This window comes from Nocardiopsis endophytica (assembly GCF_027706725.1).
GTDB lineage: Bacteria > Actinomycetota > Actinomycetes > Streptosporangiales > Streptosporangiaceae > Nocardiopsis_A > Nocardiopsis_A endophytica.
This window is the reverse complement of sequence record NZ_JAQFWQ010000016.1, coordinates 39,646-58,334: the sequence shown is the minus strand read 5'-3', so window position 1 is coordinate 58,334 and position 18,689 is coordinate 39,646. Positions and strand designations below refer to the sequence as shown.

The following is an 18,689-nucleotide window of genomic DNA, read 5'->3' as shown; positions in this document are numbered from 1 at the left end:
CCGATGGCATGGAGGCATGCAGCGCACCGAACTCCACGACGCGACCCGCAGTGTGCACACCCCGGTGTCCGAGCCCGAGGGCAGCACCCCGCTGGGCGCCCCGCTCCACCTCGACCACCAGTTCGCCTTCGCGACCGCCGAGGCGCTGGCGGGGGCCTTCAACGGCCCCGACGCCGCACCCCTGTACGGCCGCTACTCCAACCCCACCGTCCGCTCCCTGGAACACGCCCTCGCCGACCTCGAACACGGCGCTGCCGCCACCGCCTACGCCTCCGGCATGGGCGCCATCAACGCCGTGATCACCGCACTCGTGGGCGGCGGCGACCACATCATCACCCAGCGCGCGCTCTACGGCGGCACCCACGCCCTCCTCACCGACCTGGAGAAGCGCTGGGGCGTGCAGGTCGACCGGGTCTCCGGCGACGACCCCGAGGAGGTGCGGGCCCTGCTGCGCCCGAACACCCGGCTGCTCTACCTGGAGACCATCGCCAACCCCACCACCCGCGTCAGCGACGTGCCCGCGCTGGCCGCGGTCGCCCGCGAGGCCGGGGTCCCCACGGCCGTCGACAACACCTTCGCCACACCGCTGCTGTTCCGCCCGCTCGACCACGGCGCCGACATCGCCCTCCACTCCACCAGCAAGTACCTGGGCGGACACGGGGACGCGATCGGCGGCGCCGCGGTCTACGCCGACCGCGACCTGCACCGGCGGGTATGGAAGCACGGCGTCGAACTGGGCGCCTGCGCCTCGCCGTTCAACGCCTGGCTCACCCTGCGCGGCCTGCGGACGCTGGCCCTGCGCATGCCCCGGCACAGCGCCAACGCGGCCGCGATCGCCCGCCGCCTGGCCGAGCACCCCGCCGTGCGCTCGGTGTCCCACCCCGACCTGCCCGACCACCCGGACCACGCCCGGGCCTCCCGCCTGCTCGCCTCGGGCGGCGGCGTGCTCTCCTTCGACCTGCGCGGCGGCCGGGCGGCCGGCGCCGCCTTCACCGAGGCGCTGGAGGTGGCGAGCCTGGCCCCGTCCCTGGGCGACGTGAAGACGCTGGCGATGGCGCCCGCCTCCACCTCCCACCACCGCCTCACCGCCGCCGAGCTGGAGGCCGCGGGCATCACCGAGGGGACGGTCCGCATCGCGGTGGGCATCGAGGACCCCGACGACCTGTGGGCCGACATCGCCAAGGCCCTCGCCGCCGTGTGACGGTGTCGGAGGGCCGGCCGGAGCCCCTGTGCGGCAGGCGGTCAGGCCTGTTCGCCGGTCGGTGGGGCCTGGCATCATGCATTGATCCGGGCCCGCCCGGGGCCCCGGCCCCCTGGAGGCCCCGTGCTCGCACCCCTGCGCAGTGGCGACCCGCGTTCGGTGGGCCCTTACCGGCTCAAGGCGCGCCTGGGCGCAGGGGGAATGGGGCAGGTGTTCCTCGGCCGCTCCAAGGGCGGCCGCCCCGTCGCCGTCAAGGTGGTGCGCGACGACCTCGCCGGGGACGGCGGGTTCCGGCGCAGGTTCGCCCTGGAGGTGGAGGCCGCCCGCCGCATCGGCGGCCACTACACCGCCCAGGTCGTCGACGCCGATACCGGCGGTACGCCGCCGTGGTTCGCCACGGCCTACATCGCGGGTCCGTCCCTGCAGTGGGCCGTGGACGAGCACGGCCCGTTCCCGGCGGGGTCGGTCGCCGCTCTGGGAGCGGGCCTCGCGGAGGGGCTGGCCGCCGTCCACGCCAAGGAGCTGGTGCACCGGGACCTCAAGCCCGGCAACGTCATCCTGGCCGAGGACGGGCCCCGGCTGATCGACTTCGGTATCGCGCGGGCCATGGACGCGACCAGCTTCACCCAGAGCCGGACCCTGCTGGGCACCCCTGCGTTCATGTCCCCCGAGCAGGCGCGCGGTGAGGAGATCGGTCCGCCGAGCGACGTGTTCTCCCTGGGGTGCGTACTGTTCTTCGCTGCCACGGGCGCCGGCCCCTTCGGGACGGGTGCTCCGCATGCGGTGGCCTACCGGATCGTGCACGAGGCGCCCGACCTGTCCGGGGTCTCGGGGCGCCTGGCCGGGCTGGTGAGGTCCTGCCTCGACAAGAGGCCGGGGCGAAGGCCCTCCACGAACGATGTGCTGGAGGCCCTCGCATCACAGGCGGAGGCCGAGGAGGCGCCGCCCGGTGCGCACTGGGTGCCCGACGCGGTCACCGAGGTCATCACCCGGGAGAAGACGAAGGTCCTGACGCTCGTCGGCCCCAGTGGGGCGAAGTCCGCGCCGACCGGGCCCGAGGGAGTGAGGCGGACGCCGGAGCGGGCGGAGGGGAGCCGCAAGGCCGAAGCGGGAGCCGGGCCCCAGAGGCCACGGCCCTCCGCGCCCTCGGCGCGGCGCGCGGCCGCGGCCCCGGTCTCCCTCGGCAACACGGACGTGCGTTGGGAGTTCACCGCCGTGAACTTCCGGGGCCGCGACCACGAGCGCTTCACCGTCCGATTGCCCCCCAACGGAAACACGGGGCTCGGCAGGGTCCACGGCGACGGCGTCTATACGGACGAATCCTCGGTGGGCCTTGCCGCCGTGCACGCCGGTCTGATCAGCCTGACGTACGGCGGCACGGTCACCTTCGAGGTCCGGCCGGGCCGAAGGGGCTACACCGCCTCCACCGCGAACGGTGTCACCACGTTCCGGCACGGACCTTCCCCCGGCGCCTTCGTCTTCCCCCGACCCCAGAAGCACGCACGGCACCCGTCCGGCGCGGCGGGCGGATTCAACGAGTGGGCCGCGGTCGTGGTCATAGCCGCGGCGTTCGTGATCGTCATCGTGCTCCTGTCCCTGGGCGGCGCGTAGGCGTCCGCCACCGGGGTGAGCCGGTCGGCCGCCCTCGGAACCGCCTCAGTCGACGAGCGCCGTGGCCTCGATCTCGACCAGGTGGTCGGGGATGTCCAGGGCGGCGACGCCGATCACCGCGATCGGCGGCGTCGGGGCCTTGCCCAGGGCTTTGGCCACCCGCTCCATGCCCTCCTGGAACACGGGCAGCTTCTCCGGGGCCATGTCCACGACGTACACGGTCAGCCGCACCACGTCGTCGAAGGTCGCCCCCGCCGCCTCCAGGCCGGTGGCGACGTTGCGGTAGCACTGCTCGACCTGGGCGGCGAGGTCCCCCTTGCCGACCGTGTTCTGCTCGGCGTCCCAGGACACCTGCCCGGCCACGGACACCAGCTTCGACCCGGTCGCGACCGACACCTGCTTGTACAGGTCGATCTTGGGCAGTCCTTCGGGGTGGATCAGGGTGACGGCCATGCCGGTCCTCTCCTCGTGCGCGGCGCCTGGCGGCCCACGCTCTCTTGCGGTTACCCGGGAACCGTAGGAGAGTGAGCGCCGACAGGGAAGAACGCACTTTTCCGTAACGGGGGAACCCGGCGGTGACCGAGCAGGACAGGGGCGGGACGGGCATGAAGAGCGAGGCGGACGCGGACCTGCGGCGCGCGGACTCCCTGGCGCGGGAGATCTTCTCCGACGTCGCCAACAAGTGGGCCCTGCTCATCATCGAGGCCCTGGGCGAGCGCACCCTGCGCTTCAGTGAGCTGCGCGGCGAGGTCGAGGGCATCAGCCACAAGATGCTCACCCAGAACCTGCGCATGCTGGAGCGCAACGGCCTGGTCGAGCGGACCGTGCACCCCACCGTCCCGCCGCGCGTCGACTACGCCCTCACCGGGCCCGGCCGCGACCTGCGGCAGGCCGTCGACCTGTTCTGCGACTGGACCCGCGCCAACCTCGCCCACATCGAGGACTCCCGCGGCCGCTTCGAGGGGTGAGGGGCGCCTCGGCCTCCGGCCCTATCAGCGATGATCTCGGGGATGTCGGGCTTGAACGGGCCCGCTTAAGCCCGACATCCCCGAGATCAACACGGGTTGGGGCCGACCTGTCGTTGCCGTATTAGGGGCCGCCCTGAACCGGCCTCGGGACCGCCGCCGCACGGGTAAGGTTGCGCTCACCGGGGCCGACGGCGCACCCCTCGCGCGGGCCGACCGCCCGTCGCGGGTGCGAACCGAAACCGCCGGCCGCGCCATCCCTACCGACAGCCCTGAGGAGATCCACGTGGAGCGCACCCTTGTCCTGATCAAGCCCGACGGCGTCCGGCGGAGCATCATCGGCGAGGTCGTCTCCCGCATCGAGCGCCGCGGCCTGCGCATCGTCGCCATGGACCTGCGCACGCTCGACGAGGAGACCGCCAAGACGCACTACGAGGAGCACGCCGAGCGCCCGTTCTTCCCCTCGCTCGTCGAGTTCATCACCGGCGGCCCGCTGGTCGCCATGGTCGTCGAGGGCGAGCGCGCCGTCGAGGCCTTCCGCGCCCTGGCCGGGGCCACCGACCCGGTCTCGGCCGCCCCCGGCACCATCCGCGGCGACTTCGCCCTGGAGGTCCAGGCCAACATCGTGCACGGCTCGGACTCGACCTACTCGGCCGAGCGGGAGATCAAGCTCTTCTTCCCCGACCTGCAGGCCTGACCGCCGGACCGGTCTCCGTCGGCCGCCCCGGCCGACGCGTCGTGAGCCCGAGTCCTCAGCGGTGCAACGATTCGGTGTGTTTGCGTAACGGAGCAACTCCCCAGCGTTACGATACGGGTGCTGGATCCACATCCGTGCTGGAACGAGACCCTATTGCCCGCCCCGTGCGCGACGCGCCGATTCGGTGCCGCTGAGGACGATTCATGACCACTAATCTCGCCTTTCTCGGCCGCGACATGGCGGTCGATCTCGGTACCGCCAACACGCTGGTCTACGTGCGCGGCAGGGGCATCGTGCTGAACGAGCCCTCCGTCGTGGCCCTCAACACCTCGACCGGCAAGATCGTCGCGGTGGGTGTCGAGGCGAAGCAGATGATCGGTCGCACCCCGTCCGACATCACCGCGGTGCGCCCGCTCAAGGACGGCGTCATCGCCGACTTCGAGATCACCGAGCGCATGCTGCGCTACTTCATCCAGAAGATCCACCGCCGCCGCCACTTCGCCAAGCCCCGTGTGGTCGTCGCCGTCCCCAGCGGCATCACCTCGGTGGAGCACCGCGCAGTGAAGGAGGCCGGCTACCAGGCCGGCGCCCGCCGGGTGCACATCGTCGAAGAGCCCATGGCCGCCGCGATCGGCGCCGGGCTCCCGGTGCACGAGCCCACCGGCAACATGGTCGTCGACATCGGCGGCGGCACCACCGAGGTCGCCGTCATCTCCATGGGCGGCATCGTCACCTCCCAGTCCATCCGCGTCGGCGGGGACGAGCTGGACCAGGCGGTGATGACCTCGGTCAAGAAGGAGTTCTCCCTGATGATCGGGGAGCGCACCGCCGAGGAGCTCAAGTTCGCCATCGGCTCGGCCTACCCCACCGGCGCCGAGGAGCTGCACGCCGAGGTGCGCGGGCGCGACCTGGTCAGCGGGCTGCCCAAGACGGTGGTGCTCTCCGCCGCCGACGTGCGCCAGGCCATCGAGGAGCCGGTCACCGCCATCATCGACGCGGTGCGCACCACCCTGGACAAGTGCCCGCCGGAGCTGTCCGGCGACATCATGGACCGCGGCATCGCCGTCACCGGCGGCGGAGCCCTGCTGCGCGGCCTGGACGACCGGCTGCGCCACGAGACCGGCATGCCCATCCACCTGGCCGAGAACGCGCTCGACTCGGTCGCCATCGGCTCGGGCACCTGCGTGGAGAACTACGAGCGCCTGAACCAGGTCCTCGTCCCCGAACGGCGGCGCTGACATGCGGCGCGACGGCCCACGCCCGCGCCTGGTCCTGGTCCTGCTGGTGGCGGCCTCCATCGCGCTGATGGTGCTGGACGGCCGCCCGGGCACCGACCCGGTCACCGGGACCGCCCGCGCCGCCGCCGGCGCGGCGTTCGGCCCGGTCGCCGGGGCGGTGTCCGCCGCCGCTGGGCCCCTCGCCGACGGCTACCGCACGCTCGCCGCCGCGCCCGGCGCCCGCGCGCGCATCGAGGAGCTGGAGGAGCGCAACCGCGCCCTGAGCGCCGAGCTGGCCGCCGCCGAGCAGGACGGCGTGCGCTCCGGGCGCCTCGACGACCTGCTGCACCTGTCCGGCCTGGGCGGCTACGAGATCGTGCCCGCGCAGGCGGTGACCCGGATGGGCTCGGGCGGCTACGCCGAGACCGTCACCCTGGACGCCGGCACCCGCGACGGGGTCGCCCGCGACATGACGGTGGTCGACGGCTCCGGCCTGGTCGGCCGCGTCATCCGCGCCTCCCGCTCCACCTCCACGGTCCTGCTGTTCACCGACGGCGCGTCCTCGGTGGGCGCGCGCATGGAGGGCTCGCGGGACATCGGCGCGGTGCACGGCCGGTCCCGCGCCCTGGACGGCCGTGCCCCCGCGGTCCTGGAGCTGATGCAGGCCGACGCCCAGGTGGAGGAGGGCGACCGGGTGGTGACCATGGGCTCGCACAACGACGCCCCGTTCGTGCCCGGCGTGCCGCTGGGCACCGTGACCCGGGTGCGCGAGACCCCCGGTGCGCTCACCCGCACCGCCGAGATCCGGCCCGCGGCCGACCTGGGCTCCCTGGACGTGGTGGGGGTGGTCGTCGGCGGCCCGGAGGAGGACCCGCGCGACTCGGTGCTGCCCGAGAAGCCCGACGGCGACGCCGCCCGGCCGCCCGGGGACTCCGAGCGGCGCACCGACCGGCACTCCGACCGGCAGGAGGGGGACCGATGAAGGGGGCGGTGACCGCACTCCTGGTGGCCGCCGCGGTGCTGGCGCAGGCCGCGCTGGTGAACCGGCTCCCGCTGCCCTGGGGGGTGGGCCCCGACCTGGTCGTCCTGGCGGTCGCGGCCACCGCGCTGCGCAGCGGCCCCGCAGGGGCGGCCGCCACCGGGTTCTGCGCCGGGCTCGCGGTGGACCTGCTGCCGCCCGCCGACCACGAGGCCGGGCGGTACGCGCTGCTGTACTGCCTGGCGGGCTACCTGGTCTCCCGCTACGGGCGGGTGGAGGGCCGCGGCCGCGCCCGGGTCTACGGGACCGCCGCGGTGGCCGCCCTGGGGACCGCCGCCGGATTCGCCCTCCTGGGCGCGGGCCTGGGCGACCCGCGGGTGGGCCTGGCGGCGGCCGCCGTCGCGGTCCCGCTGTCGGCGGCGGAGACGATGCTGGTCAGCCCGCTGGTCCTGGCCCCTGCGGGGCGGATCATGCGGGCGGTCGCCCCGGACGCCTACGCCGAGGGCGGCTACCCCGACCTGCCCGCGTTCAGCGGGGGAGGGACGCGCGGATGGCGTGGATGAGGAGGAGGCGGCCGGGGCGCCCCCGGCGGCGCGGCGGAGAGGCGCCGGGGGGTGGGCCCACCGCCCGCGCGGCGCCCGGGCGCCGCGGGCTGGTCCTGGCCCAGGTGCTGGTCCTGGCCCTGTTCGCGGCGCTGGGCGTGCGGCTGTGGTACCTGCAGGTGCCCATGGGCGAGCACTTCTCGCGGCTGGCCGAGGCCACCCACACCCAGGAGCTGGTGGTGCCCGCCACCCGGGGCCTGATCCTGGACCAGGCGGGGCGGCCGCTGGTGCGCAACCGCACCGCCCTGGTCGTCTCGGCCGACTGGCACGCCCTGCAGCGGATGCCCGACCAGGGGGCCGAGGTCCTGGAGCGGGTGGCCGAGGTGGTGGGCGAGCCCGCCGACACGGTCAAGAAGCGCACCCGGCTGTGCGGCCCGGAGGTGAGCCGCCCCTGCTGGCCCGGCTCGCCGTACCAGCCGGTCACCCTGGCCGACGACGTCGACCCCAAGGCGGCGCTGCAGATCATGGAGCGCTCGGAGGACTTCCCCGGCGTCTCCGCCCAGCACCTGGCGGTGCGCGACTACCCCAACGGCGACCTGGCCGCCCAGGCGCTCGGCTACCTGCAGCCGGTCACCCAGGAGGAGCTGGACGCCCGCGAGGAGCTGCGCACCCAGTACAGCGGTGTGGACCAGGTCGGCCGGGACGGCCTGGAGGCCACCTACGACCCCGAGCTGCGCGGCACCGCCGGGGTGCGCACCCTGGCGGTGAACAACCACGGCGAGGTGACCGGCCTCGTCGACGAGCAGGCCCCCGAGCCCGGCATGCACCTGGTCTCCACCATCGACCAGCGGGTGCAGCGGACCGTGGAGGACGCCCTGCGGCGCGGCCTGGACCGGGCGCGCGGCGCCGGCCACCCCGCGTCCACCGCCGCGGGCGTGGTGATGGACGTGCGCACCGGCGGCATCGTCGCCTCGGCGAGCCTGCCCGGCTACGACCCGTCGGTCTGGCAGGGCGGGATCGACCAGAAGACGTTCGAGGAGCTGCTCAGCGAGGAGGCGGGGTCGCCGCTGACCTCCCGGGTGATGCAGGGGCAGTACCCGCCCGCCTCCACCTTCAAGGTGTCCTCGCTGGCGGCGGGGGTGAAGGGCGGGCAGGCGCTGCGCGGCACCTACTCCTGCCCCTCCTCCATCTCGGTGGGCAACCGCTCCTTCGAGAACTACGAGGGGTCGGCGCACGGCGCGCTCAGCCTGCACCGCGCCATCGTCGTCTCCTGCAACACGGTCTTCTACCAGATGGCCTACGACGAGTGGCGCGAGGACGGGCGCAAGAAGAAGCCCGACGACGTGTTCGCCCGCACCGCCGAGGACTTCGGGTTCGGACGGCCCACCGGCGTCGACGTGCCGCACGAGGCCGCCGGGCGCATCCCCACCCGCGAGTGGAAGAGGGAGCTGTGGGAGGCCACCAAGGAGGAGAGCTGCAAGCGCGCCAAGGAGGGCTACCCCGGCGTGGCCGAGAAGGACCCGGGGCGGGCCTCGTACCTGAAGAGGGTCGCCAAGGAGAACTGCACCGACGGCTACCGGTGGCGCGCCGGTGACGCGGTCAACTTCTCCATCGGGCAGGGCGACGTGCTGGTGACGCCGCTGCAGCTGGTGCGCGCCTACGCGGCCGTCGCCAACGGCGGCACCCTGTGGGAGCCGCGCGTGGGCAAGGCGCTGGTCTCGGCCGACGGGGAGACGGTGAAGCGGATCGAGCCGAAGGAGGCCGGGAGGCTGGACGTGCCACCGGAGGTGCTGTCCTACATCCAGAAGGCCGTCACCCAGGTGCCCAAGGAGGGCACCGCGCGCGGCGCCTTCGGCGGGTTCCCGCAGGACGAGGTCTCCATCGCCGGGAAGACCGGTTCGGGCTCGGCGCTCAACAGCGACTCCACCGCCTGGTTCGCCTCCTACGCCCCGGCCGACGACCCGCGGCTGGCCGTGGTGGTCGTCGTCCCCAAGGGCGGCACCGGCGGCGAGACCGCCGCCCCCATCGTCCGGGAGATCTACGAGGGCATCTACGGCTTCACCCGCGAGGGCGGGGACGACAAGGACGGGAAGGGCGCCGGCGGCGAGGACAAGAGCGTCAAGGGCGGCGACCCGGACCTGCCCGGCGGCGAGCCCCAGGAGGACCTGCCCGAGGTGCGGCCCGACGGCACCATCGGCCTGGCGGCGGGGGAGTGAGGGCCGTGTCCACCACGCGCTCGGCACCCGAGCCCCTGCGCCGCGGGGCCGCCTCGCGGGTCCTGCACACCGTGGCGGTCAACCGCCCGCGCCGCCTCGACCGCACCCTGGTGGGCGGCGTCCTGGCGCTGACCGCGATCGGCACGGTGCTGCTGGCCGCCGCCACCTACGAGCCCGGAGACCCCGAGAGCCCGCTGGCCTACGTCGAGCGGCACCTGGCGCACGTGGGCATCGCGCTGGCGGCCGGGGCGGCCGTCGCCTTCGTCGACTACCGCAAGCCCCGCGCCTACGCCCCGATCGTGTTCATCGCCTCCTCGGTGCTGCTGGCCCTGGTGCTCAGCCCGCTGGGGCAGGTGGTCAACGGCTCCCGGTCGTGGGTCGCGCTCGGCCCCGTCCAGCTCCAGCCCTCCGAGTTCGCCAAGGTGGGGCTGGTGCTGATGGTCGCCATGCTGCTGGGCGAGCCCCGCGACGGGGAGACCGCGCCCACCAGCCGCGACGTGCTGTTCAGCCTGGGGGCCATGGCGGTCCCGCTGGGGCTGGTCATGCTCCAGCCCGACCTGGGGACCGGCATGGTGGTGGGCGTCACCTACCTGGCCATGCTCACCCTGTCCGGGGCGCCGCTGCGGTGGATCGCCGGGATGCTGGCCTGCGGGGTGGCGGCGGTCGTCGCGGTGTGGTGGTTCGGCCTGCTCAAGGCCTACCAGCTGGCGCGCTTCACCAGCTTCCTGGACCCCTCGCTGGACGCGCGGGGCACCGGGTACAACGCCAACCAGGCGATGATCTCCGTCGGGTCGGGCGGCATCAGCGGCACCGGCCTGTTCCAGGGCGAGCAGACCGCCGGGCGGTTCGTCCCCGAGCAGCACACCGACTTCATCTTCACCGTGGCCGGGGAGGAGCTGGGCTTCGTCGGCGGCATCGCCGTCATCGGGCTGCTGGCCCTGGTGCTGCTGCGGATCCTGCGCATCGCCGCCGGGTGCGAGCAGCCCTACGCCCGGCTGGTGTGCGTGGGCGTGGCCGCCTGGTTCGCCTTCCAGGGGTTCATCAACATCGGCATGACCATCGGCGTCACCCCGATCACCGGGATCCCGCTGCCGTTCGTGTCCTACGGCGGCAGCGCCACCATCGCCAACATGTGCGCCGTGGGGCTGGTCCTGGGGGTGCACGCGCGCGACCGGGGCTTCGAGTGACTCGGCATACCCTGGTAGGGCACGTGCCGCAGAACCCGACCCGGAGGCGACAGTCCGATGTCCTTCAATGCCGGTGAGAGCGTCCTTCCGCAGCTGGAGGGGCTCCTGCCGCGTGTGCAGAAGCCGATCCAGTACGTCGGCGGCGAACTCAACTCCGTGGCCAAGGACTGGGAGGGCGCCGAGGTCCGCTGGGCCCTGATGTACCCGGACGCCTACGAGGTGGGCGTGCCCAACCAGGGCGTGCAGATCCTCTACGAGGTCCTCAACGAGCGCGAGGGCGTGCTCGCCGAGCGCACCTACGCGGTCTGGCCCGACCTGGAGGCGCTCATGCGCGAGCACGGCGTCCCGCAGTTCACCGTGGACGCGCACCGCCCGGTGGGCGGCTTCGACGTGCTCGGCGTCAGCTTCGCCAGCGAGATGGGCTACACCAACCTGCTCACCGCCCTGGACCTGGCCGGGATCCCGCTGCACGCGGCCGACCGGACCGGGGACCACCCGGTGGTGCTGGGCGGCGGGCACGCCGCCTTCAACCCCGAGCCGGTGGCCGACTTCCTGGACGCCGCGGTGCTCGGCGACGGCGAGGAGGTCGCCCTGGCGATCACCGAGGTCGTGCGGGAGTGGAAGCGCGAGGGCCGCCCGGGCGGCCGCGACGGGCTGCTGGAGCGGCTCGCGGCCGGGGGCGGGGTGTACGTGCCGCGCTTCTACGACGTGGAGTACCTGCCCGACGGGCGGATCGGCGGCTACCGGCCCAACCGGCCCGGGGTGCCCTGGCAGGTGCAGAAGCACACCGTCATGGACCTGGACTCCTGGCCCTACCCCAAGGCGCCGATCGTGCCCGTGGCCGAGTCGGTGCACGAACGGTACAGCGTGGAGATCTTCCGCGGATGCACCCGCGGCTGCCGGTTCTGCCAGGCGGGCATGATCACCCGCCCCGTGCGCGAGCGCAGCCGGGAGACCGTGCAGTCCATGGTCGACGAGGGGGTGCGCAACACCGGCTTCCAGGAGGTGGGGCTGCTCTCCCTGTCCAGCGCCGACCACACCGAGATCGGCGGCATCGCCAAGGGGCTGGCCGACGCCTACGAGGGCACCAACACCGGCCTGTCGCTGCCCTCCACCCGGGTGGACGCCTTCAACATCGACCTGGCCAACGAGCTGACCCGCAACGGGCGCCGCTCGGGCCTGACCTTCGCCCCCGAGGGCGGCAGCGAGCGGATGCGCCGGGTGATCAACAAGATGGTCACCGAGCAGGACCTGATCCGCACCGTCACCGCCGCCTACGAGGCCGGGTGGCGCCAGGTCAAGCTGTACTTCATGTGCGGCCTGCCCACCGAGGAGGACGAGGACGTCCTGGCCATCGCCGACCTGGCCAAGGAGGTCGTCCGCACCGGACGGGAGGTCACCGGGCGCAAGGACATCCGGTGCACCGTGTCCATCGGCGGGTTCGTGCCCAAGCCGCAGACCCCGTTCCAGTGGGCGGGCCAGACCCCGGCCGAGACCGTCGACGCCCGGCTGCGCAAGCTCCGCGACGCGCTGCGCTCGGACAAGCGCTACGGCAAGTCGGTCGGGCTGCGCTACCACGAGGGCAGCCCCTCCATCATCGAGGGCCTGCTCTCCCGCGGCGACCGCCGGGTGGGCGCGGTCATCGAGCGGGTGTGGCGCGACGGCGGCCGGTTCGACGGGTGGAGCGAGCGCTTCTCCTACGAGCGGTGGATGCGCTGTGCGGAGGAGGCCTTCGCCGGGCAGCCGGTCGACGCGGACTGGTTCACCGTGCGCGAGCGCGCCGAGGACGAGGTGCTGCCCTGGGACCACCTGGACGCCGGGCTGGACCGCTCCTGGCTGTGGCAGGACTGGCAGGACGCCCAGCACGGCGAGGAGTCGGTGGAGGTCGACGACTGCCGCTGGAACCCCTGCTACGACTGCGGGGTGTGCCCGAGCATGGGCACCGGGATCCAGATCGGCGTGTCCCCCGCGGACCGCTCGAAGCTGCTGCCGCTGAGCGTGGTCTGACGCGCAGGAGCGCATGAGTATGGCCCGGTGCCCCGCTCGCACCGGGCCATACGCCGTGTAAGACGGACGGGGCGCCCGGATGGTTTGCACGATCGGCGAAAAATCTCGAAGATTCTTTGGTGCCAGGGATTTTCGCAGGTCGGCGCGGTGTTTCCCAGGTAGTGGGACGGCCCGGGTCCGGGGGGCGCGCGGTCCGGAGGGCGGCGTGTCCGCTTTTCAACCGGTGTCGCCCTGGGAACAGCACGGGTGTGCCCTGAGCGCGCCGGCGTGGCCGACAGGCCCCGTTTCGTCGGGTGATGGGCGCTCGCCCCCGGGGCGGTGGCGCGCTCCGCCCCCCGCGGGCCGTAGGCTGAATGGGACGTGAATTCCCCAGGTGGGTGTGTCGTGTTGGTATCGGCACCCCGCCAGGGGGGTCGACGAGGAAAGGAGTTCCGCTGCCCCCCGCACCTGAGGGCACCGCTTCGCCCGCCGACGACCGACCCGCACCGAAGCTGCGCGTGCGCTACGCCAAGCGCGGCCGGATGCGCTTCGCCAGCCATCGCGACATCGCGCGCGCTCTGGAGAGGGCGATCCGCAAAGCGGGCGTGCCCGTCGCCTACTCGGCGGGGTTCACACCCCACCCGAAGCTCTCCTACACCGGGGCCGCCCCCACCGGGGTGGCCAGTGAGGCGGAGTACTTCGAGATGGTGCTCGCCGAGTCCGTCCCGCCGGCGCGCGTGAGCGCCGGCCTCGACGCCGCCCTGCCCGACGGGTTGGACGTCGTGGAGGCCGTCCAGGCGGGACCGGGAGGACTGGCCGACCGGTTGCAGGCCTCGCAGTGGCGGGTGGAGCTGCCCGGCGTCGCCCCCGACGACGCCGAGAGTGCGGTGGCCGCCTTCCTGGCGGCCGACAGCGTCGAGGTCGAGCGGCTCACCAAGAAGGGCCGCCGCCGCTTCGACGTCCGCGCGGCCGTGGTCCGACTGGAGTCGGACGCGCGTGCCGCAAGGGAACACAACGCGACATATGCCATACTTCGGATGGTCGTCCGGCACACCGCACCTGCCGTTCGACCGGACGACGTGGTGACCGGCCTGCGTCACGCGGCCGGCCTGGCGCCGCCGTCATCGCCGATGATGACCCGGCTGGCGCAGGGGCCGCTGGACGAGGGGACCGGAGGGATCGCCGACCCGTTCGCGACGGATCGACGGGGCGCGACCCCCGGACCCGCGGAAGGGGAGCGGCCGGTGCCGCCCCCGTCGGGGATCGCGGGCCCGACATGACGACTTTGCCCCGGCGGCGGGAGGCCGCCGGGCGCCGACACAGCGACGACAGCTCTCGCGAGCCGCGGCCCGGCACCGAGCCGGAGCCGCGCCCGAGGGCTCTGACGGGAGACCGCCCGGATGCTCGAGAACGAGCCCAACGGCGGTGCCGAAGGCACCGCGGGTACAACTGAAACAGCAGGGACCGACGCCGAGGTCAGGGTGAGCGCCCCGGCCGCGCGCCGGGGGGTTCGGGCCGCCGGCCCGCCTCCGGAGCCGGACGCCCCGCAGGCCGCCCCCGCCGCACCGCTCACGCGGCCGGCCGGGCAGGTGGACGACGACGCCCACCAGGTGGTCGTCTCGGCCCCCAAGGCCGCGGGCGCGGTGCGCCGGGTGATCACGCCCGAGGAGCCGCCCGCCCCCGCCGTCCCGACCCGGCGCACCGTCACCGCGGCCGAGGCCGCGGAGGCGGACGGCGTCGACGGGACCGAGGAGGAGCAGGAGGAGGCGCAGGCCGAGGGCGCCGCCGCTGCCGCGCCCGAGGAGCCGGCCGAGAAGCCGCGCACCCGGACCCGGACGCGGCGCGCCGCCAAGGCCGGCGGCGCCGACGCCGGTGCCGCCGACGAGGCGGCCGCCGAGGGGCGGGCCGAGGAGAAGAAGGCGGGCGCGAAGAAGACGGCCGCCAAGAGGTCCACGGGCCGCAGGAAGGCCGAGCCGGAGCCCGAGCCCGAGGCCGCCCCGGCCGCCGAGGAGCCCGCCGCCGCTGTCGCGGACGTGTCGGCCGCCTCGCCGTTCCAGTCGCCCATGGTCCTGTTCCAGCCGCCGGTCGCGCCGCCCGCGGAGGCGCCCGCGGCCGCGGCCAACGGCACGCACGCGCCCGCCGCGGACGCCGAGGAGCCCGTGGACGAGGCCGATGAGGAGGCCGGGGAGGCCGAGGCCGACGCCGGGGACGCCGACGAGTCCGCGGAGGCCTCCGATGAGCGCCCCACCCGCCGTCGCCGCCGCCGCGGCGGACGCGGGCGCGGCCGTTCGCGCTCGGGCGAGGAGCAGGCCGAGGACGAGGGCGGCGAGGGCGAGGAGCCCGCCGCCGAGGCCGACACCGCCGAGGGCGGCAGGGCCGCCGCCCGGCAGGCCGAGTCCGACGAGGGCGGTGCGGCGGGCAGCCGCCGCCGTCGCCGCCGTCGCCGCCGCGGTTCCGGAGACGGCGCCGCCGAGGAGCCGGCGTCCAAGGACGACCCGCCCAACACCGTGGTGAAGGTGCGCGAGCCGCGCGCGGCCGCCACCGCCGAGAGCGAGGTCCAGGCGGTCCGCGGCTCCACCCGCCTGGAGGCCAAGAAGCAGCGCCGCCGGGAGGGCCGTGAGCAGGGCCGCCGCCGCGCCCCGATCATCACCGAGTCGGAGTTCCTGGCCCGCCGCGAGTCGGTCAAGCGCGACCTGATCATCCGCCGCATCGAGGACCGCACCCAGATCGCGGTGCTGGAGGACGACGTCCTCGTCGAGCACTACGTGGACCGCGCCACCCACCGCTCCTACGTCGGCAACGTCTACCTGGGCCGGGTGCAGAACGTGCTGCCGTCGATGGAGGCCGCCTTCGTCGACATCGGCAAGGGCCGCAACGCGGTGCTGTACGCGGGCGAGGTCAACTGGGACGCCTCGGGCATGGAGGGCCAGCCCAAGCGCATCGAGTCGGTGCTCAAGTCCGGCCAGTCGGTCCTGGTGCAGGTCACCAAGGACCCGGTGGGGCACAAGGGCGCCCGGCTCACCAGCCAGATCAGCCTGCCCGGCCGCTACCTGGTGTACGTGCCCGACGGCAACATGACCGGCATCAGCCGCAAGCTCCCCGACAAGGAGCGGGCGCGGCTCAAGCAGATCCTCAAGAAGGTGATGCCCTCCGACGCCGGCGTGATCGTGCGCACCGCCGCCGAGGGCGCCAGCGAGGAGGAGCTGGAGCGGGACATCTCCCGCCTGGCCTCCCAGTGGGAGTCGATCAAGCGCAAGTCGAAGTCGGCCTCGGCGCCCTCGCTGCTCAACAGCGAGCCGGACCTCACGGTCAAGGTGGTCCGGGACGTCTTCAACGAGGACTTCTCCAGCCTGGTCGTCTCCGGCGGCGAGGCCTGGGACACGGTCCGCGAGTACGTGGACTACGTGGCCCCGCACCTGTCCGAGCGGGTGGACCGCTACGACGGCGAGCGGGACGTCTTCGAGGCCTACCGGATCGACGAGCAGATCACCAAGGCGCTGGAGCGCAAGGTGTGGCTGCCCAGCGGCGGGTCGCTGATCATCGACCGCACCGAGGCGATGACCGTCGTCGACGTGAACACCGGCAAGTTCACCGGCCAGGGCGGCAACCTGGAGGAGACGGTCACCAAGAACAACCTCGAGGCGGCCGAGGAGATCGTGCGCCAGCTCCGGCTGCGCGACATCGGCGGCATCATCGTGATCGACTTCATCGACATGGTGCTGGAGAGCAACCGCGACCTGGTGCTGCGGCGGCTGCTGGAGTGCCTGTCCCGGGACCGCACCAAGCACCAGGTGGCCGAGGTCACCTCGCTGGGCCTGGTCCAGATGACCCGCAAGCGGGTCGGCCAGGGGCTGCTGGAGGCGTTCTCGCACTCCTGCGAGCACTGCAACGGCCGGGGCCTGGTGCTGTCCAGCGAGCCCGTCGAGGGCAAGGGCGGCGGCTCCGGCGGCGGCCGGAAGAAGAAGGGCAAGAACGGCTCCGACAAGGGCGGCGAGAAGGCGTCCGAGAAGGGCGCCGACGCGGCGGCGGACAAGGCCGTCGAGCAGGCGGCCGAGCCGGTCGCCGAGAAGGCGGACAAGGCCGCGGACAAGGCCGACAAGGCCGCTGAGAAGGCGGCGGAGAAGGCCGAGGCGGCCGAGCCGGAGGCCAAGGAGGCGCCGAAGAAGCGCTCGTCGAGGCGCAGGTCCGCCAAGCAGGCCGCGCCCGAGGAGCCCGCCGCGGAGGCGGCGGCCTCCGAGCCCGTCGCCGAGCCGGCCGCCGAGGCCGCGGACGCGCCGGTCGAGCAGGTGGCCGAGGCGCCCGCCGAGGCCGCGCCCGACGCCTCCGGGACCGAGGCCCCGGAGGAGGCACAGGAGGCGCAGGAGGCGCCGAAGAAGACCAAGCGCGCCTCCACGCGGTCCACGGCCAAGACGTCGACGGCGTCCAAGGCCAAGACCGCCAAGAGCACCTCCAAGACCGGCACCAAGGCGGCGGCGAAGTCCACGTCCGCGCGCCGGACCAAGAAGGCGGCGGAGGAGGCGGCCGAGACCGCCGACGAGGCCGCCGCCCCGGTCGCGGACGCGGCCCAGCAGGTTTCCGCGGAGCCCTCGGGCGCCGCGGCGGCGGAGCAGGGGACGGCCGCGCCCGAGGGCGCGGCGGCACCCGCGGACTCCGCCGACGCCGGGGAGGCCGACGGCGGGGCCGAGCGCCCGCGCCGCCGCCGCACCCGGCGCACCAAGACCGGCGGCACCCCCTCGGAGTCGGCGGTCGTCGTCGAGGCCTGACGGGCGCGGGCCGGACCGCGGTGCGCTGCGGTCCGGCCCCCGACCGGGCGTGCCGGGTGCCGACCGGGCGGTGGTAACCTAAAGGTCGGTGCGTCGGCGCGCCCCTATCGTTCGCGCGCCCGAGACCCGACTTCGATTCCCACGCCCCCTAGCGGGAGCCCGGTGGGTATGGGGCTGCGGTCAACAGCAGCGCATTTCACTCCCCGCCTCGGCGGGGATTGTCCACGAGCAGGAAGAGAGTTCCCCGGTGTACGCGATCGTGCGAGCGGGCGGCCGACAGGAGAAGGTGTCTGTCGATGACGTCTTGAACATCGACAGGGTCTCCGAGGAGGCCGGTTCGACGGTGTCCTGGGAGCCGCTGCTGGTCGTCGACGACGGCAAGGTCGTCAGCGACTCCAGCGAGCTGAGCGCCTACAAGGTCACCGCCGAGGTCCTCGGCGAGACCAAGGGCCCGAAGATCAACATGATCAAATACAAGAACAAGACCGGTTACAAGAAGCGCCTGGGTCACCGCCAGAAGTACACCCGGGTCCGCGTCACCGGCATCGCCAAGTAGAGGAGGGCTCCCCGATGGCACACAAGAAGGGCGCATCGTCCAGCCGTAACGGGCGCGACTCCAACGCTAAGCGGCTCGGTGTCAAGCGCTTCGGCGGCCAGTCCGTCAAGGCCGGCGAGATCCTGATCCGCCAGCGCGGGACGAAGTTCCACCCCGGCGACAACGTCGGCCGCGGTGGCGACGACACCCTGTTCGCGCTGGTCGAGGGCAAGGTCGAGTTCGGCAACCGGCGCGGCCGCAAGGCCGTCAGCATCGTACCGGCCGTCGCCGAGTAACCAGGCGCGCCGCGAGACGGAGCATTCCGCGTAGAGGCGGGTTGGAAGGGGGGACCCTTCCGGCCCGCCTTTCGTGGATGATGGGGGAGTGCGAAGTGGCATGAGAGGGCAGTGCCGGGAGGGAACGCCCCAGGTCAACGAGAGTGCTCCCCGCCCGCGCGGGGATGGACCGCACGATCTCGGCGGCCAGCTCCGCGCTGTCGAGTGCTCCCCGCCCGCGCGGGGATGGACCCGGCCTTGCCCACAAGTCCCCGACGTCGCGGGGGTGCTCCCCGCCCGCGCGGGGATGGACCCGACCGCCGAGGACGACTAGCCGACCCGACACCGTGCTCCCCGCACGCGCGGGGATGGACCCGCGGATGGCGGGAAGGCGCCCCTGGTGGATGGGTGCTCCCCGCACGCGCGGGGATGGACCCGTCACCGACGTCTCGCTGAGTTCGCCGACTCCGTGCTCCCCGCCCGCGCGGGGATGGACCCCGCTGCTCCTCGACGAA

Annotated in this window: 15 protein-coding genes and 1 CRISPR repeat array; of the genes, 14 read left to right on the top strand and 1 reads right to left on the bottom strand. The window is 73.8% G+C overall.

Translation table 11 applies throughout. The features are described 5' to 3' along the window. The first annotated feature begins 16 nt into the window (after positions 1–16). Both O4J56_RS08100 and O4J56_RS08095 read left to right on the top strand, forming a co-directional pair. The gene (locus O4J56_RS08100) at positions 17–1,201 is read left to right on the top strand and encodes a trans-sulfuration enzyme family protein (RefSeq protein WP_270684803.1); all 1,185 of its coding nucleotides are present in this window, start codon (positions 17–19) and stop codon (positions 1,199–1,201) included. 123 nt (positions 1,202–1,324) lie between these two features. Continuing rightward, complete coding sequence (locus tag O4J56_RS08095; RefSeq protein WP_270684801.1) at positions 1,325–2,812, top strand: protein kinase domain-containing protein; 1,488 nt, start codon at positions 1,325–1,327, stop codon at positions 2,810–2,812. 45 nt (positions 2,813–2,857) lie between these two features. On the opposite strand, the gene O4J56_RS08090 is transcribed toward O4J56_RS08095, so the two are convergent. Continuing rightward, positions 2,858–3,265: a RidA family protein gene (locus O4J56_RS08090; RefSeq protein ID WP_270684799.1), complete on the bottom strand. Its 408-nt coding sequence runs from the start codon at positions 3,263–3,265 to the stop codon at positions 2,858–2,860. Positions 3,266–3,417: 152 nt separating this feature from the next. On the opposite strand from O4J56_RS08090, the gene O4J56_RS08085 reads away from it, so the two are divergent. The 12 genes from O4J56_RS08085 to rpmA all read left to right on the top strand — a co-directional run bounded on the left by O4J56_RS08085 (position 3,418) and on the right by rpmA (position 18,195). Further along, entirely contained in the window at positions 3,418–3,780 is a 363-nt protein-coding gene (locus tag O4J56_RS08085) for a winged helix-turn-helix transcriptional regulator (protein ID WP_270684851.1), read from the top strand. A gap of 283 nt (positions 3,781–4,063) precedes the next feature. Then, a complete protein-coding gene (ndk, locus tag O4J56_RS08080; protein WP_270684798.1) occupies positions 4,064–4,474 on the top strand; it encodes a nucleoside-diphosphate kinase in 411 nt (136 codons plus the stop codon). A 203-nt stretch (positions 4,475–4,677) separates the two neighbouring features. After that, positions 4,678–5,712, top strand: a complete 1,035-nt coding sequence (locus O4J56_RS08075) for a rod shape-determining protein (protein ID WP_026123833.1) — start codon at positions 4,678–4,680, stop codon at positions 5,710–5,712. A 1-nt stretch (position 5,713) separates the two neighbouring features. Further along, complete coding sequence (gene mreC / locus O4J56_RS08070; RefSeq protein ID WP_270684796.1) at positions 5,714–6,673, top strand: rod shape-determining protein MreC; 960 nt, start codon at positions 5,714–5,716, stop codon at positions 6,671–6,673. Further along, positions 6,670–7,233 (top strand): rod shape-determining protein MreD, encoded by a 564-nt coding sequence (gene mreD / locus O4J56_RS08065; protein WP_408639097.1) that lies wholly within the window; start codon positions 6,670–6,672, stop codon positions 7,231–7,233. Before mreC ends, mreD begins: the two co-directional genes overlap by 4 nt. Then, positions 7,221–9,428 carry a penicillin-binding protein 2 gene (gene mrdA, locus O4J56_RS08060; protein WP_270684794.1) on the top strand — a complete coding sequence of 736 codons (2,208 nt, stop codon included), beginning with the start codon at positions 7,221–7,223 and terminating at the stop codon, positions 9,426–9,428. Before mreD ends, mrdA begins: the two co-directional genes overlap by 13 nt. A 5-nt stretch (positions 9,429–9,433) precedes the next feature. Further along, complete coding sequence (gene rodA / locus O4J56_RS08055) at positions 9,434–10,615, top strand: rod shape-determining protein RodA (RefSeq protein ID WP_270684787.1); 1,182 nt, start codon at positions 9,434–9,436, stop codon at positions 10,613–10,615. Positions 10,616–10,672: 57 nt separating this feature from the next. Continuing rightward, positions 10,673–12,622, top strand: a complete 1,950-nt coding sequence (locus tag O4J56_RS08050) for a TIGR03960 family B12-binding radical SAM protein (RefSeq protein WP_270684786.1) — start codon at positions 10,673–10,675, stop codon at positions 12,620–12,622. Between the two features lie 497 nt (positions 12,623–13,119). Beyond that, positions 13,120–13,881 (top strand): TIGR03936 family radical SAM-associated protein, encoded by a 762-nt coding sequence (locus tag O4J56_RS08045; protein ID WP_270684784.1) that lies wholly within the window; start codon positions 13,120–13,122, stop codon positions 13,879–13,881. Between the two features lie 120 nt (positions 13,882–14,001). Further along, positions 14,002–17,364, top strand: a complete 3,363-nt coding sequence (locus O4J56_RS08040; RefSeq protein ID WP_270684782.1) for an Rne/Rng family ribonuclease — start codon at positions 14,002–14,004, stop codon at positions 17,362–17,364. Between the two features lie 247 nt (positions 17,365–17,611). Continuing rightward, complete coding sequence (gene rplU / locus O4J56_RS08035) at positions 17,612–17,920, top strand: 50S ribosomal protein L21 (RefSeq protein ID WP_270684781.1); 309 nt, start codon at positions 17,612–17,614, stop codon at positions 17,918–17,920. Between the two features lie 14 nt (positions 17,921–17,934). Continuing rightward, positions 17,935–18,195, top strand: coding sequence for a 50S ribosomal protein L27 (gene rpmA / locus O4J56_RS08030; protein WP_270684779.1), 261 nt, complete (start codon positions 17,935–17,937; stop codon positions 18,193–18,195). Between the two features lie 141 nt (positions 18,196–18,336). Beyond that, a CRISPR array of direct repeats spans positions 18,337–18,671; the repeat unit is 30 nt; unit sequence GAGTGCTCCCCGCCCGCGCGGGGATGGACC. Between the last annotated feature and the right edge of the window lie 18 nt (positions 18,672–18,689).